At 58.8% G+C, this 14,695-nt stretch carries 15 protein-coding genes; all 15 read right to left on the minus strand.

From position 1 onward, the window contains the following. Positions 1–68 precede the first annotated feature (68 nt). Positions 69–695, minus strand: coding sequence for a ribonuclease HII (gene rnhB, locus ACZZ0K_RS18375; protein ID WP_016771466.1), 627 nt, complete (start codon positions 693–695; stop codon positions 69–71). Positions 696–706: 11 nt separating this feature from the next. Continuing rightward, entirely contained in the window at positions 707–1,837 is a 1,131-nt protein-coding gene (gene lpxB, locus ACZZ0K_RS18380; RefSeq protein WP_463559249.1) for a lipid-A-disaccharide synthase, read from the minus strand. 2 nt (positions 1,838–1,839) lie between these two features. Beyond that, on the minus strand, positions 1,840–2,616 hold the full coding sequence (gene lpxA, locus ACZZ0K_RS18385; protein WP_016771468.1) for an acyl-ACP--UDP-N-acetylglucosamine O-acyltransferase: 777 nt from the start codon (positions 2,614–2,616) through the stop codon (positions 1,840–1,842). Next, positions 2,613–3,053 carry a 3-hydroxyacyl-ACP dehydratase FabZ gene (fabZ, locus tag ACZZ0K_RS18390; protein ID WP_016771469.1) on the minus strand — a complete coding sequence of 147 codons (441 nt, stop codon included), beginning with the start codon at positions 3,051–3,053 and terminating at the stop codon, positions 2,613–2,615. Before fabZ ends, lpxA begins: the two co-directional genes overlap by 4 nt. A gap of 106 nt (positions 3,054–3,159) precedes the next feature. After that, positions 3,160–4,215 carry a UDP-3-O-(3-hydroxymyristoyl)glucosamine N-acyltransferase gene (gene lpxD, locus ACZZ0K_RS18395; protein WP_056783213.1) on the minus strand — a complete coding sequence of 352 codons (1,056 nt, stop codon included), beginning with the start codon at positions 4,213–4,215 and terminating at the stop codon, positions 3,160–3,162. A gap of 3 nt (positions 4,216–4,218) precedes the next feature. Further along, a complete protein-coding gene (locus tag ACZZ0K_RS18400) occupies positions 4,219–4,722 on the minus strand; it encodes an OmpH/Skp family outer membrane protein (RefSeq protein ID WP_003222140.1) in 504 nt (167 codons plus the stop codon). Positions 4,723–4,767: 45 nt separating this feature from the next. Continuing rightward, a complete protein-coding gene (gene bamA / locus ACZZ0K_RS18405) occupies positions 4,768–7,143 on the minus strand; it encodes an outer membrane protein assembly factor BamA (protein WP_041478127.1) in 2,376 nt (791 codons plus the stop codon). Positions 7,144–7,217: 74 nt separating this feature from the next. Further along, complete coding sequence (gene rseP, locus ACZZ0K_RS18410) at positions 7,218–8,570, minus strand: sigma E protease regulator RseP (RefSeq protein ID WP_056783211.1); 1,353 nt, start codon at positions 8,568–8,570, stop codon at positions 7,218–7,220. A 54-nt stretch (positions 8,571–8,624) separates the two neighbouring features. After that, complete coding sequence (gene ispC / locus ACZZ0K_RS18415; protein WP_258707666.1) at positions 8,625–9,815, minus strand: 1-deoxy-D-xylulose-5-phosphate reductoisomerase; 1,191 nt, start codon at positions 9,813–9,815, stop codon at positions 8,625–8,627. Then, positions 9,812–10,618 (minus strand): phosphatidate cytidylyltransferase, encoded by an 807-nt coding sequence (locus tag ACZZ0K_RS18420; RefSeq protein WP_016771474.1) that lies wholly within the window; start codon positions 10,616–10,618, stop codon positions 9,812–9,814. Before ACZZ0K_RS18420 ends, ispC begins: the two co-directional genes overlap by 4 nt. Then, positions 10,618–11,373, minus strand: coding sequence for a polyprenyl diphosphate synthase (uppS, locus tag ACZZ0K_RS18425; protein WP_016771475.1), 756 nt, complete (start codon positions 11,371–11,373; stop codon positions 10,618–10,620). The genes ACZZ0K_RS18420 and uppS overlap by 1 nt, the downstream gene beginning before the upstream one ends. Before the next feature lie 14 nt (positions 11,374–11,387). Next, positions 11,388–11,945, minus strand: a complete 558-nt coding sequence (gene frr, locus ACZZ0K_RS18430; RefSeq protein WP_007954771.1) for a ribosome recycling factor — start codon at positions 11,943–11,945, stop codon at positions 11,388–11,390. After that, positions 11,942–12,685 (minus strand): UMP kinase, encoded by a 744-nt coding sequence (pyrH, locus tag ACZZ0K_RS18435; RefSeq protein WP_003222124.1) that lies wholly within the window; start codon positions 12,683–12,685, stop codon positions 11,942–11,944. The genes frr and pyrH overlap by 4 nt, the downstream gene beginning before the upstream one ends. Before the next feature lie 209 nt (positions 12,686–12,894). Then, positions 12,895–13,758: a translation elongation factor Ts gene (gene tsf / locus ACZZ0K_RS18440; protein WP_095180487.1), complete on the minus strand. Its 864-nt coding sequence runs from the start codon at positions 13,756–13,758 to the stop codon at positions 12,895–12,897. 189 nt (positions 13,759–13,947) lie between these two features. Further along, on the minus strand, positions 13,948–14,685 hold the full coding sequence (gene rpsB / locus ACZZ0K_RS18445) for a 30S ribosomal protein S2 (protein ID WP_003222119.1): 738 nt from the start codon (positions 14,683–14,685) through the stop codon (positions 13,948–13,950). Positions 14,686–14,695 lie beyond the last annotated feature (10 nt).

Here is a 14,695-nt window from a genome sequence, read left to right on the forward strand (position 1 = left end):
TGTCCAGTTACATAGAGACAACGAGGCCCGGATTGTACCGGGCCTTGGTTAAAACATCAGCCTTGGGCCTAAACCTGCGTCAGGCTTTCCCGCGCCTCATAAGCCAGGCGTACCGGGGCGAACGAGCGGCGGTGAATCGGCGTCGGGCCGAGCCGCGCCAGTGCTTCCAGATGAACGGGCGTCGGGTAGCCTTTATGGCCGCCGATGCCGTAGCCCGGGTAGATCAATTCGAACGCAGCCATTTCGCGATCACGACTGACCTTGGCCAGAATGGACGCCGCCGCGATCGCCGGCACCTTGCCGTCGCCCTGAATCACCGCCTCGGCACGCATCGGCAGATGCGGGCAGCGGTTACCGTCGATCATCGCCAGTTTCGGCTGAATGTGCAGACCGGCGACCGCGCGCTGCATGGCCAGCATGGTCGCGTGGAGGATATTCAGATCGTCGATTTCTTCGACCTCGGCGCGGGCGATGCACCAGCTGAGGGCCTTTTCGCAGATCTCGTCATAGAGCTTTTCGCGCTTGGCTTCGGTGAGTTTTTTCGAATCGTCGAGGCCGAGGATCGGCCGGTTCGGATCGAGAATCACTGCCGCCGTCACCACCGCACCGCACAACGGACCACGACCGACTTCATCAACACCGGCGACCAGTTCTTCGACTTCGGCGACCAGGGTGAAATCCAGGCCCATTTGCATGCTTGTCTTGCTCATTGTGGTTTGCCGATCAGGTCAAGGACGGCTTGCGCCGCCTGATTGGAAGCATCGCGCCGCAGCGTGCGGTGGATCTCGTCGAAGCCGCGGGTCTGTTCATCACCGCCATCGATCAATGGCGACAGCGTCTGCGCCAACGCCTCGACAGTCGCATCATCCTGCAACAACTCCGGCACCAGCAAGCGCTGAGCGAGCAAGTTGGGCAGCGACACGTATGGGCTTTTGACCATGCGCTTGAGAATCCAGAATGTCAGCGGCGCCAACCGATACGCCACCACCATCGGCCGCTTGTACAGCAGCGCTTCAAGGGTAGCAGTGCCGGAGGCGATCAACACGGCGTTGCACGCGGCGAGGGCCAAGTGGGATTTACCGTCGAGCAAGGTTACCGGCAAATCCCGGCCAGCAAGCAAGGCCTCGAGTTGCACCCGGCGTTCCGGGTTTGCACAAGGAATGACAAAGCGCACGCCCGGACGCATGCCGCGCAGACGTTCGGCGGTGTCGAGGAACAGCGCACCGAGGCGACTGACTTCCCCGCCACGGCTGCCCGGCATCAGCGCTACCAGCGGACCGTCGGCCAAGCCTAGTTCGGTGCGTGCAGCGGCGCGGTCGGCTTGCAGCGGAATGGTATCGGCCAAGGTGTGACCGACGAAACGCACCGGCACGCCTTTCTCTTCGTAGAATTTCGCCTCGAACGGCAACAGGGTCAGCATCAGATCGCAGCCTTCGCGGATCTTCAGCACCCGCTTCTGCCGCCACGCCCATACCGACGGGCTGACGTAATGCACGGTCTTGATCCCGGCCTGACGCAGCTTGAGTTCGATATTGAGGTTGAAATCCGGCGCATCGATGCCGATGAACACGTCCGGCTTCGCGGCGATCAGTGTGGCAATCAGCTCTTTGCGGCGCTTGAGCAATTCACGCAGCCGACCGAGGACCTCTACCAGCCCCATGACCGACAAGCGCTCCATGGGAAAGTACGAGGTCAGGCCTTCGGCCTGCATCAGCGGACCGCCGACGCCGATGAACTCGACTGCCGGGTGCTGTGCCTTGAGCGCGCGCATGAGGCCGGCGCCGAGAATGTCACCGGAAGCCTCACCCGCCACCAGCGCAATACGCAGACTGGCCATGATCAGCGGGTGATGCCGCGAGTCGACGCCTGGATCGAATCGCGGAACACGGCGACTTCAGGGAACTGCGCAGACGGTTCTGCCAGCTCTGCCAGCGCCTGCTCGACCGTCAGGCCTTGGCGGTAGACAGTCTTGTAGGCGCGGCGCAGCGCATGAATCGCGTCTTCGCTGAAACCGCGACGGCGCATGCCTTCGAAGTTCATGCTGCGCGCTTCGGCCGGGTTGCCGAATACGGTGACGAACGCCGGAACGTCCTTGCCGATCGCCGTGCCCATGCCGGAAAAGCTGTGGGCGCCGATGTGGCAGTACTGATGCACCAGGGTAAAACCGGAGAGGATCGCCCAGTCGTCAACGTGTACATGCCCGGCCAACGCAGTGTTGTTGACCAGAATGCAGTGATTGCCGATGACGCTGTCATGGCCGATGTGGGCATAGGCCATGATCAGGTTGTGATCACCCAGCGTGGTTTCCGAACGGTCCTGCACGGTGCCACGGTGAATGGTCACGCCTTCACGAATAACGTTGTGGTCGCCGATCACCAGGCGGGTTTCCTCGCCTTTGTACTTCAGATCCGGGGTGTCTTCGCCTACCGAAGAAAACTGGTAGATGCGATTGTGTTTACCAATGCGGGTCGGCCCCTTGAGGATCACATGCGGCCCGATCACGGTACCCTCGCCGATTTCCACACCTGCGCCGATGATCGACCACGGGCCGACCTCGACGCCGTCAGCCAGAACGGCGGACGGATCGATGATTGCGCGAGGGTCAATCAAACTCATACTTTCTGTTCCGCGCAGATGATTTCTGCCGAGCAGACCGGCTTGCCGTCCACCGAAGCCTGACATTCGAACTTCCAGATCTTGCGCTTGCAGCTGATGAAAGTCGCTTCAAGGATCAACTGATCGCCCGGCTTGACTGGCTGGCGGAAGCGCAGCTTGTCGGAACCGACGAAGTAATACAGGGTGCCGTCGGCCGGTTTGACGTCGAGCATCTTGAAACCGAGGATCCCGGCAGCCTGAGCCATCGCTTCGATGATCAGCACGCCCGGCATGATTGGATGCGCAGGGAAGTGACCGTTGAAGAACGGTTCATTGATGCTGACATTCTTGTAGGCGCGAATTCGCTTGCCTTCAGTGTCCAGTTCCACCACCCGGTCCACCAGCAGGAACGGGTAACGGTGAGGCAGGTATTCGCGAATCTCGTTGATGTCCATCATTTCAGGGGAAAGCCTATGTAAAGATTGGGAGCGCGACTGACGCGCACTCCTCTAGCAAATCAAGGAGGCAGTCCAGAGGCTGTGCACACTTGATATGGAAATGGTATCAGCCATCAGATGAAGCATTACCGTCAGGGGTCACTTCCCCAACGCGCTTTTCCAGCTGTTTCAACCGTCGCGCGATGTCATCGAGCTGACGGATGCGGGCCGCGCTTTTGCGCCATTCGGCCGCCGGTTGCATGGCTGTGCCGGAAGAATAGGCGCCCGGCTCGGTAATCGAGTGAGTCACCATAGTCATCCCGGTCAGGAAAACGTTGTCGCAAATATCAATGTGGCCGACTAGACCTACACCGCCAGCGAGCATGCAGTGCTTGCCGATCTTGGTGCTGCCGGAAATGCCGACGCACGCAGCCATGGCGGTGTGATCACCGACCTGGACGTTGTGCGCGATCTGAATCTGGTTGTCGAGCTTCACACCGTTGCCAATCACCGTATCGGCCAGAGCGCCGCGGTCGATGGCGGTGTTCACGCCAATCTCGACATCGTCGCCGATGGTCACGCCACCGATCTGGGCGATTTTCTGCCAGACACCTTTTTCGTTGGCGAAGCCGAAGCCCTCACCGCCGATCACTGCGCCGGACTGAATAACCACACGCTTGCCGATGCGCACATCGTGATAGAGCGTGACGCGCGGAGCCAGCCAGCCGCCTTCACCGATTTCGCTGCGCGCGCCGACTACGCAATGCGCGCCCAGCGTGACCTGTGCAGCGATGCGTGCACCGGCTTCGATCACCACGAACGGACCGATGCTGGCACTTGGATCAACCACTGCGTCCGCCGCGATCACCGCTGTCGGATGAATCCCGCCAGCCGCTTTTGGCTTTGGATCGAACAGATGCGAGATGCGTGCGTAGGCCAGGTAAGGATCCGGCACCACCAAGGCATTACCGGCGAAACCTTCGGCGTCGGCTTCCTTGAGCAGCAGTGCAGCTGCCTGAGAACCGGCCAGGTATTTGCGGTATTGGGGATTTGCCAGAAAGCTCAACTGAGCTGGGCCAGCCTCTTGCAAAGTGGCTAGCCCAGTAATTTGCGTCTCGGGGTCGCCACGCAGGGTGGCGCCGAGGTGCTCGGCCAACTGGCCGAGCCTGATAGTCACGGTCATGGGTTACTTCAGCTGATTCATGCGCTCGATAACCTGGCGCGTGATGTCGTACTGAGGTTTGACATCGATGACTGCGCCACGCTCGAACACCAGGTCAAAACCACCTTTCTTGATGACTTCTTCCACGGCACTGTCCAGTTTCGGCTTCAGTTGCTTGAGCATTTCACGGTCGGCAACGGCTTTGGCTTCATTCAGTTCCTTGGACTGGAACTGGAAGTCACGAGCCTTTTGCTTGAATTCCAGCTCCAGACGCTCACGCTCGCCCTGCTGCATTTTGTCGCCACCGGCCATCAGACGGTCCTGAATGCCTTTGGCGCTGCTTTCCAGGGTTTTCAGCTTGGTCAGTTGCGGACCGAACTTCTTCTCTGCATCCACCGCGTACTTCTTCGCCGCGTCGGATTCCAGCAGAGCCATCTGATAGTTCAGCACGGCAATTTTCATGTCGGCGAACGCCGGGCCTGCCACCAGTACGGAGGCCAGGAGAACCAATTGAGTCAACTTACGCACGATGCACTCCTACAAAATCCATTGTCGTTATCTTGGGTCAGACGCTTAGAACGTCTGGCCGAGGGAGAATTGGAACACTTGAGTTTCAGCGTCATCCGGTTTCTTGATCGGCATCGCCAGGGCGAAGCTCAACGGACCCAGTGCGGTGACCCAGGTCACGCCGACACCTACGGAACTGGCCATGTTGCTCAGGCTGATGTCGTTGCACTTGGTGTTGGACGAGGAACCATTGGCGTTCGTAGTGTCCTTGCACTGCGAGTCAAACACGTTACCGACATCCCAGAAGACCGAAGTACGCAGGGAACGCTGATCCTTGACGAATGGCAGCGGGAACAGAACTTCTACACCGCCCTGGATCAGGACGTTACCACCGAACGGCAGTGGATCCTGGTCCGGGTCAGCGATAGTGCCAGGGTTGTTACCACGGCTCGGCGTACTGCGCGGGCCGAGGGTGCTGTCCTTGAAGCCACGAACCGAGTTGAAACCACCGGCATAGTAGTTTTCATAGAACGGCAGACCATCGGTCGAACCGTAACCATCGCCATAACCGAGTTCGGAGTGCAGGCGCAGTGTGTAGTTTTCGGTGATCGGCTGGAACAGCTGACCACGGTAGTCAAGTTTGAAGAACGACAGGTCGCTGCCAGGAATGGTGGTTTCCAGGGTCAGGCTCTGGGAACGACCACGGGTCGGCAACACGCCTTTGTTCAGGGTCGACTCGGACCAACCGGCCGAGGCCTTGAAGTTCAGGTAGTTGTCGCCTTCCTTCTCGACGAAGTCGAAAATCTCGTCAACGGTATAGCGACCGGTGTTGATCTTGTCCTGCTGGGCAGACAGACCGAAGGTCAGACGCGATGTTTCGCTGATCGGGTAGCCGACGTTCACGCCCGCACCGAGGCTGTCTACCGCATAGCTGGAAATATCGGCATCGAGTTCATCGTAGTCGGTGGTGCGATAGAACGCGTTGTAACCCAGGCTCACGCCGTCGGCGGTCCAGTAGGGGTCAACGTAGCCGAAGTTGTAGCGGCTCTGGTATTCGCTGCGGGTCAGGCCGATGCTGACGCGGTTACCGGTACCCAAGAAGTTGTTCTGGGTGATCGAACCACCGAGGATCAGACCGGCGCTCTGGGCGAAACCAACGCTGGCGGTGATCGAACCGGAAGCCTGTTCTTCAACGGCGTAGTTCACATCAACCTGGTCGTCGACGCCAGGCACCGCCGGGGTTTCAACGTTGACTTCCTTGAAGAAGCCCAGGCGCTCCAGACGGGTCTTGGACTGGTCGATCAGGTAGGTCGAAGCCCAGCCACCTTCCATTTGACGCATTTCACGACGCAGCACTTCGTCCTCGGACTTGGTGTTGCCACGGAAATTGATGCGGTTTACGTAGGCACGCTTGCCCGGATCGACAGCGAAGAGGATGTCCACAGTGTGGTCATCATCGTGCGGCTGAGGCACGCCGTTGACGTTGGCGAATGTGTAGCCTTCGTTACCCAGACGACGGGTGATCAGCTCGGAGGTGGTGGTCATCAGCTTGCGCGAGAACACCTGGCCCTTCTGCACGAGCAACAGCGACTTGATCTGGTCTTCAGGGACTTTCAGGTCACCGCTGAGCTTGACGTCACGAACGGTGTACTTCTCGCCTTCGGTGACGTTGACAGTAATGTAGACGTGCTTCTTGTCCGGGGTAATCGATACCTGGGTCGAAGCGATGTCCATGTTGATATAGCCGCGGTCCAGATAGTAGGAACGCAGACGCTCCAGGTCACCGGAAAGTTTTTCACGGGCATATTTGTCATCGTTCTTGAAGAACGACAGCCAGTTGGTGGTTTTCAGTTCGAACAGGTCGGTCAGGTCTTCCTCAGGGAAAACCGTATTGCCTACCACGTTGATGTGCTGAATGGCGGCAACGGTACCTTCGTTGATCTTCACCTTCAGACCCACGCGGTTACGCGGCTGCGAAACCACTTCGGTGTCAACGGTTGCCGAGTAGCGACCCTGGGCGACGTACTGACGTTGCAGTTCGTTACGCACACCCTCGAGGGTGGCGCGCTGGAAGATTTCGCCTTCGGCCAGACCGGATTGCTTGAGGCCTTTCATCAGGTCTTCAGTAGAGATCGCCTTGTTGCCTTCGATCTCGATACTGGCGACCGATGGACGCTCGACCACGGTGATGACCAGAACGTTGCCTTCGCGGCCCAGCTGGATATCTTGAAAGAAACCGGTTTTGAACAACGCACGAGTGGATTCCACCAGGCGACGATCATCCGCCTGCTCGCCGACGTTCAACGGCAAGGCACCAAAGACGCTACCCGCGGAGACCCGCTGGAGGCCATTGACGCGAATATCAGAGATAGTGAAGGACTCGGCGTGAACTTCGGCGATCATCAATACGGTGAGAACCGCAGTTAGCAGCAGACGTTTCATGAAGTCCTTTCTTATTCCAACTGGCAATAAACAAACTGCCGCAAAATGCGGCAGATTCGCAATTCAGCGAAGCGTTACAGTCGACCCAGATCGTTGACCAGAGCAAGCAACATCACCCCGACCACCAAACTGATACCGATCTGTATCCCCCAACCTTGCACCCGATCCGACAAGGGGCGACCACGCACCCACTCGATCAGATAAAACAACAAATGCCCCCCATCCAGTACAGGAATGGGCAGCAAATTCAGAACGCCCAGGCTAATACTCAGATAAGCAAGGAAATTCAGGAAATCAGCGACGCCCGACTGGGCAGAAGCGCCCGCCACTTTAGCAATGGTTATCGGTCCACTCAAGTTTTTTACCGAGAGCTCGCCGAACAGCATTTTCTTCAGTGAATCCAGCGTCAGAATGCTCATGGTCCAAGTGCGACGGGCACCCTCGCCAATCGCGGCCAGCGGGCCATAGCTGACTTCGCGGATCATTTCCGGTGGCCAGTCGATGGCTTTGACGCCAGCGCCCAGATAACCGCTTGGCGATTTGCTTTCACCGCGCGCCGCCAGGGTCACAGGGACGTCGATTTGAGCATTGTCGCGCTCGATGCGCAGCATGATTTTGGTATCAGGACGCGTACGAACGGTATCAACCACCTGCTGCCAGTCACTCAGCGGCTGACCATCAAGAGCCAGCAAGCGATCGCCGGTTTTCAGCCCGGCGGCCTGGGCCGGACCTTTCGGGTCCAGCTCGGCAAGCACCGGCGGCAAGGCCGGACGCCAAGGACGAATGCCCAGCGAGCGGATCGGATCCGGCTCGTCGGCACCTTTGAGCCAGTTATCCAGTGCCAGCGTGCGGGGCGACTCGGCAGTAGAACCCTGCTCGCGCACCAGCAATTGAATGGCACCGCTTTCACCGAGACGACGCACCAGTTGCAAATTGACCGCAGCCCAACCGGACGTTGGCTCGCCATCGATCGAGACGATCTCCTGACCCGCGTTCAGACCAGCCTTGGCGGCAATGCTGCCAGACTCGACCGCGCCGATGACCGGCCGCACCTGCTCGCTGCCGAGCATCGCCAGCACCCAGAAAAACACCAGCGCCAGCAGGAAGTTGGCAATCGGGCCGGCAGCAACAATGGCGATACGCTGACGTACCGATTTGCGGTTGAACGATTGATCGAGCTGGTCGACCGGCACTTCGCCTTCGCGCTCGTCGAGCATCTTGACGTAGCCGCCCAGCGGAATCGCGGCGACCACGAACTCAGTGCCTTGCTTGTCATGCCAGCGCAGCAGCGGCATGCCGAAGCCCACGGAAAAACGCAGAACCTTGACGCCACAGCGACGCGCGACCCAGAAGTGGCCGAATTCGTGGAAGGTGACCAGCACACCCAGGGCGATCAGGGTGCCGGCAATCATATAGAGCGCGCTCATCTACTTTCTCCGCAATCCTGTTCAGTGTCGCGTGTCGCCGTTGTGTTGCAAAAACTATCGGCCGTGCCGACTCAACCATTGCTCGGCCAGCAATCGCGCTTTCGCGTCCGCCGTAAATACGGCATCCAGATCGTTCAGCGCCACCACCGGCTCCAGATTCAAGACTTCCTCGATGATACTCGCGATTTCCAGGTAGCGAACCCGTCCGTCGAGAAACGCTGCAACTGCCACTTCATTGGCCGCGTTAAGCATCGCCGGCGCGCTGTCGCCAGCTTCGGCCGCCTGACGGGCCAAACGCAGACAGGGGAAACGGCTTTCATCGGGCGCTTCGAAATCCAGTCGTGCAATGGCGAACAGATCCAGTGGCGGTACGCCGGAATCGATACGCTCCGGCCAGGCCAGGGCATTGGCGATCGGGGTGCGCATGTCGGGATTGCCCAATTGCGCCAGCACCGAGCCATCGACGTAATCCACCAGAGAATGGATCACGCTCTGCGGATGGATCACCACTTCGACCTGAGCCGGCCTGGCATCGAACAACCAGCAGGCTTCGATCAGTTCCAGGCCCTTGTTCATCATGCTCGCTGAATCCACGGAGATCTTGCGCCCCATGGACCAGTTCGGATGTGCACACGCCTGCTCAGGCGAAACATTCGCCAGCTCGGACATCGGTGTCTGCCGGAAAGGCCCGCCAGAGGCCGTCAGCAAAATCCGCCGCACACCCACCGAGCTCAAGCCGCGGGCGAAATCCGCTGGCATGCATTGAAAAATCGCATTGTGTTCGCTGTCGATCGGCAGCAGTACCGAACCGCTTTTGCGCACGGCCTGCATGAACAGAGCGCCGGACATCACCAGCGCTTCTTTATTGGCCAGCAGAATCTTCTTGCCCGCCTCGACCGCCGCCAGTGTCGGACGCAGCCCGGCCGCACCGACGATGGCCGCCATTACTGCATCGACTTCGGGCGCGGAGGCAACCTGACACAGGCCCTCCTCGCCTACCAGGACGCGAGTCGGCAAACCGGCTGCACGCAAGTCATCCTGCAAACCGCGCGCTGCGGCCACTTCAGGCACCACGGCAAACTGCGGCACATGACGCACGCACAAGGCGAACAACTCACTGAGGCGCGTGAAACCACTCAATGCGAAAACCTGATAACGCTCAGGATGACGCGCAATCACATCAAGGGTGCTCAGACCGATCGAACCGGTCGCACCCAACACCGTAATCTGCTGGGGACGACTCACGGTGCGGCCATCCAGAGCAATACGGCGAACACCGGAATGGCTGCGGTCAGGCTGTCGATGCGATCCAGCACGCCACCATGCCCGGGCAGCAGATTACTGCTGTCCTTGATGCCGGATTGGCGCTTGAACATGCTTTCGGTAAGGTCACCGACCACGGAAATGAAGACGATCACTGCAGCGCCGATCAGGCCTTTGAGCAGCTCGGCCACGGTCCAGTCGCGCACCAGCCCGACGATCGCAGTGATCACCAGACTCAGAGCCAGACCACCGTACACGCCTTCCCAGCTCTTGCCCGGGCTGACCTGCGGCGCGAGCTTGCGCTTGCCGAACTTGCGCCCGGAAAAGTAAGCACCGATGTCCGCACCCCAGACCAACACCATCACCGCCATGATCAACCAGTTACCCAGCGGGTACTGCTTGATCTGCACCAGACCCTGCCACGCAGGCAGCAGGATCAGCAGACCAATCAGCAGTTTGGTTGCCGCAGTGGACCAGTGCGCGCTGGAGCGTGGATACGTCAGCACCAGATAAGTCGCAATCGCCCACCAGATCACCGATGCACCGAGCACCCAAGGCGCAAGGCCCGGCAGCACATACATGACGAACAGCATCAGGGCGACCACAGCGGCAAAGCCGACGCGGAACGATTGTGCGGTGAAGCCGGCCAGACGCGCCCATTCCCACGCACCGAGACTGACTACCAGACCGATGAACAGCGCGAAGCCGGCACCTTTGAGCAGGAAAAACCCGCACAAGGCGATCGGCAGCAGGATCAGTGCAGTGATGATTCGTTGTTTAAGCATTAAACCCGGGCTCCAGCTTCGACCTGTTCGCTCGTTTTACCGAAACGACGCTGGCGCGAAGCGAAATCGGCCAGCGCAGTGCGCATGGCGTCGTGTTTGAAGTCCGGCCAGAACAGGTCGGAGAAGTACAGCTCGGCGTAGGCCAGCTGCCACAGCAGGAAGTTGCTGATGCGATGCTCGCCACCGGTACGGATGCACAGGTCAGGCAACGGCAGATCGCCGGTCGCCAGACAGGTCTGCAGCAGATCCGGGGTAATGTCCTCCGGGCGCAAGTGCCCGGCCTGGACTTCACGCGCCAGACGCTGCGCGGCCTGAGCGATATCCCACTGACCGCCATAGTTGGCGGCGATCTGCAGGACAAAGCGGTTGGCACCGACCGTCATGGCCTCGGCCTCGCGCATCGCCGCCTGAAGCTCAGGGTGGAAGCGCGAGCGATCGCCAATGATGCGCAGGCTGATGTTGTTGTCGTTGAGACGCTTGGCCTCACGACGCAGCGCCTTGAAGAACAGATCCATCAAGGCACTGACTTCATCGGCCGGGCGCTGCCAGTTTTCACTGGAGAAGGCGAACAGGGTCAGGACTTCGACCTTGGCCTCAGCGCACACCTCGATCACCGCCCGCACAGCATCCACGCCCGCTTTATGCCCGGCGACACCCGGCATAAAGCGTTTTTTCGCCCAGCGATTATTGCCATCCATGATGATCGCGACATGGCGCGGCACCGCGGACGGCGCAGTCTGCTTGGTCTTGTCCATTTAAAGCTCGACCCTTATACGGCCATCAGGTCTTTTTCTTTCTCGTCCGTGGCCTTGGTGATCTGGGCCTCGGATTCTTTGGTCAGCTTGTCGATATCGGCGATGGCACGACGCTCTTCGTCTTCGCTGATTTCCTTGTCCTTGACCAGTTTTTTCAACTCGCCCAAGGCATCGCGACGGATGTTGCGCACGGCTACGCGCGCGTCTTCGGCTGCACTGCGGGCCTGCTTGGTGAAGCCTTTGCGCGTTTCTTCGGTAAGGGCAGGCATCGGGATCAACAGCAACTCGCCCAGGTTGGTCGGGTTGAGGTTCAGACCGGCGCTCTGGATTGCCTTGTCGACGGCAGCGAGCATGTTGCGCTCGAAGGCCACGACCTGCAGGGTGCGCGAATCTTTCACGGTGACGTTGGCAACGCCGCTCAGCGGAGTGTCAGTGCCGTAGTAAGGCACCATGACGCTGCCGAGGATGCTCGGGTGAGCCTTGCCGGTACGAATCTGGCCGAACGCGTGGTTCAGAGATTCCAGGGATTTCTGCATACGCGCTTGGGCGTCTTTCTTGATTTCGTTGATCATTGTTGGCCTTCCTCGATCAAAGTCCCTTCAGCGCCGCCGTGCACGATGTTCAGCAGGGCGCCGGGCTTGTTCATGTTGAATACGCGCAGCGGCATCTTGTGATCGCGGCACAGGCAGATGGCAGTCAGATCCATTACGCCCAGCTTGCGATCCAGTACTTCATCATAAGTCAGATGATCGAACTTCTCGGCATGCGGGTCTTTGAACGGGTCTGCGGTGTACACGCCATCAACCTTGGTGGCCTTGAGCACAACGTCGGCGTCGATTTCGATTGCACGCAGGCAGGCTGCCGAATCCGTGGTGAAGAACGGATTGCCGGTACCGGCCGCGAAGATCACGACGTCTTTGGAGTTCAGGTGACGCATGGCTTTGCGGCGATCGTAGTGATCGGTCACACCGACCATGGAAATGGCCGACATGACGATGGCCGAGATATTGGCACGTTCCAGCGCATCGCGCATGGCCAGGGCGTTCATCACAGTGGCCAGCATGCCCATGTGGTCGCCCGTGACCCGATCCATCCCGGCCTTGCTCAGGGCTTCGCCACGGAACAGGTTGCCACCGCCGATGACCAGACCGACCTGCACGCCGATGCCGACCAGTTGGCCGACTTCCAGCGCCATGCGATCCAGCACCTTCGGATCGATCCCGAACTCTTCCGAGCCCATCAGGGCCTCGCCGCTAAGCTTGAGTAGAATGCGTTTATAGCGAGCCTGATAACCACTGCCCTGCTGAGCCATTGCGAATCTCTCCTGCGGCGTATTTAAAATTCTTTGCGAGCTGTTTACAGCTGGCGTTCACTCTAGCTTGGCGCTGCTGCAGCGCCATCGGAACATGGCTTTGTAAGTCAGTTCCGGGTGGAAACCAAATAAAAAATTGGTACCCCATCTGAAAAGAGGCTGCGCGCGTTAGCGGGCAGCCTCTTTCGGGCGACAGTTGAAAAACCGTCTTATTGCTTGGCGGCAGCCAGCTGGGCAGCAACTTCTTCAGCGAAGTTGTCGACCGGCTTCTCGATGCCTTCGCCTACTTTGAAGTAAGTGAAGGAAACGATTTCAGCGCCGGCTTTCTTGGCCAGCTCGCCAACCTTGACTTCAGGGTTCTTGACGAACGCCTGCTCGACCAGGCTCGCTTCTGCCAGGAACTTGCTGATACGGCCTTTGACCATGTTCTCAACAATGTTTTCTGGCTTGCCTTTGATCTTTTCTTCGTTCAGCTGCAGGAACACAGCTTTCTCACGCTCGATCGCTTCGTCGGAGACTTGCGAAGGCAGCAGGAACTCAGGGTTGCTTGCAGCAACGTGCATAGCGATGTCTTTGGCCAGCTCGACGTCACCGCCTTTCAGGACAACAGCAACACCGATCTTGTTACCGTGCAGGTAGGTGCCGACAACGTCACCTTCTACGCGTACCAGACGACGGATGTTGACGTTCTCGCCGACCTTGGCAACCAGCGCTTCACGAGCCGTTTCCTGAGCGGCGATCAGCGGAGCTGCGTCGGTCAGTTTTTCGTCGAAAGCTTTTTCTACGCTGGCAGCAACGAAGTTCTTGAAATCGTCTTGCAGGGCCAGGAAGTCGGTCTGCGAGTTGACTTCCAGCAGCACGGCTGCCTTGTCATTCGATTTGATGGCGATTGCGCCTTCAGCGGCAACGTTGCCAGCTTTTTTCGCAGCCTTGATGGCGCCCGAAGCACGCATGTCATCAATGGCTTTTTCGATGTCGCCGTCAGCCTTTTCCAAGGCTTTCTTGCAATCCATCATGCCTTCGCCGGTACGCTCGCGCAGTTCTTTGACCAACGCTGCAGTAATTGCTGCCATTTTCAAATTCCTCTTGGATAGGTTTTCAACCATTCCACCCGATCGAACGGGCGTTCAATTCTTCCCGAACCACCCATGTTGGCTGCCGCACATGACAAATACAGACGTGGGCGCCGACAAATGGTTTTCGAGGTGGCAAAAAGGGGCCAAGCCCCTTTTTGCTTACTGAGTCAACGCCAGGGGCGTCGATTACTCAGCTGCAGCCTGAGTTTCTTCAGCTGCGAATTCAACAGTACCGCCAGCAACGTTGTTGCGACCGCGGATAACTGCGTCAGCCATCGAACCCATGTACAGCTGGATAGCGCGGATGGCGTCATCGTTGCCTGGGATGATGTAGTCAACGCCTTCCGGGCTGCTGTTGGTATCGACAACGCCGATGACCGGGATGCCCAGCTTGTTGGCTTCGGTGATCGCGATGCGCTCGTGGTCAACGTCGATCACGAACAGTGCGTCTGGCAGACCGCCCATGTCCTTGATGCCGCCCAGCGAACGATCCAGCTTCTCAAGATCACGGGAGCGCATCAGCGCTTCTTTCTTGGTCAGCTTGGCGAAAGTACCGTCTTCGGCTTGAACTTCAAGGTCACGCAGACGCTTGATGGAAGCACGAATGGTCTTGAAGTTGGTCAGCATGCCGCCCAACCAGCGGTGATCGACGTACGGCGAACCGCAACGTGCTGCTTCTTCAGCAACGATCTTGCCAGCGGAACGCTTGGTGCCGACGAACAGAATCTTGTTTTTGCCCTGGGCCAGACGCTCTACGAAAGTCAGAGCTTCGTTGAACATTGGCAGGGTTTTTTCAAGGTTGATGATGTGAATCTTGTTACGCGCGCCGAAAATGTACTTACCCATTTTCGGATTCCAGTAACGGGTTTGGTGACCGAAGTGCACACCGGCCTTCAGCATATCGCGCATGTTGACTTGGGACATGATAGTTCCT

The organism is Pseudomonas sp. AC255, assembly GCF_979258175.1.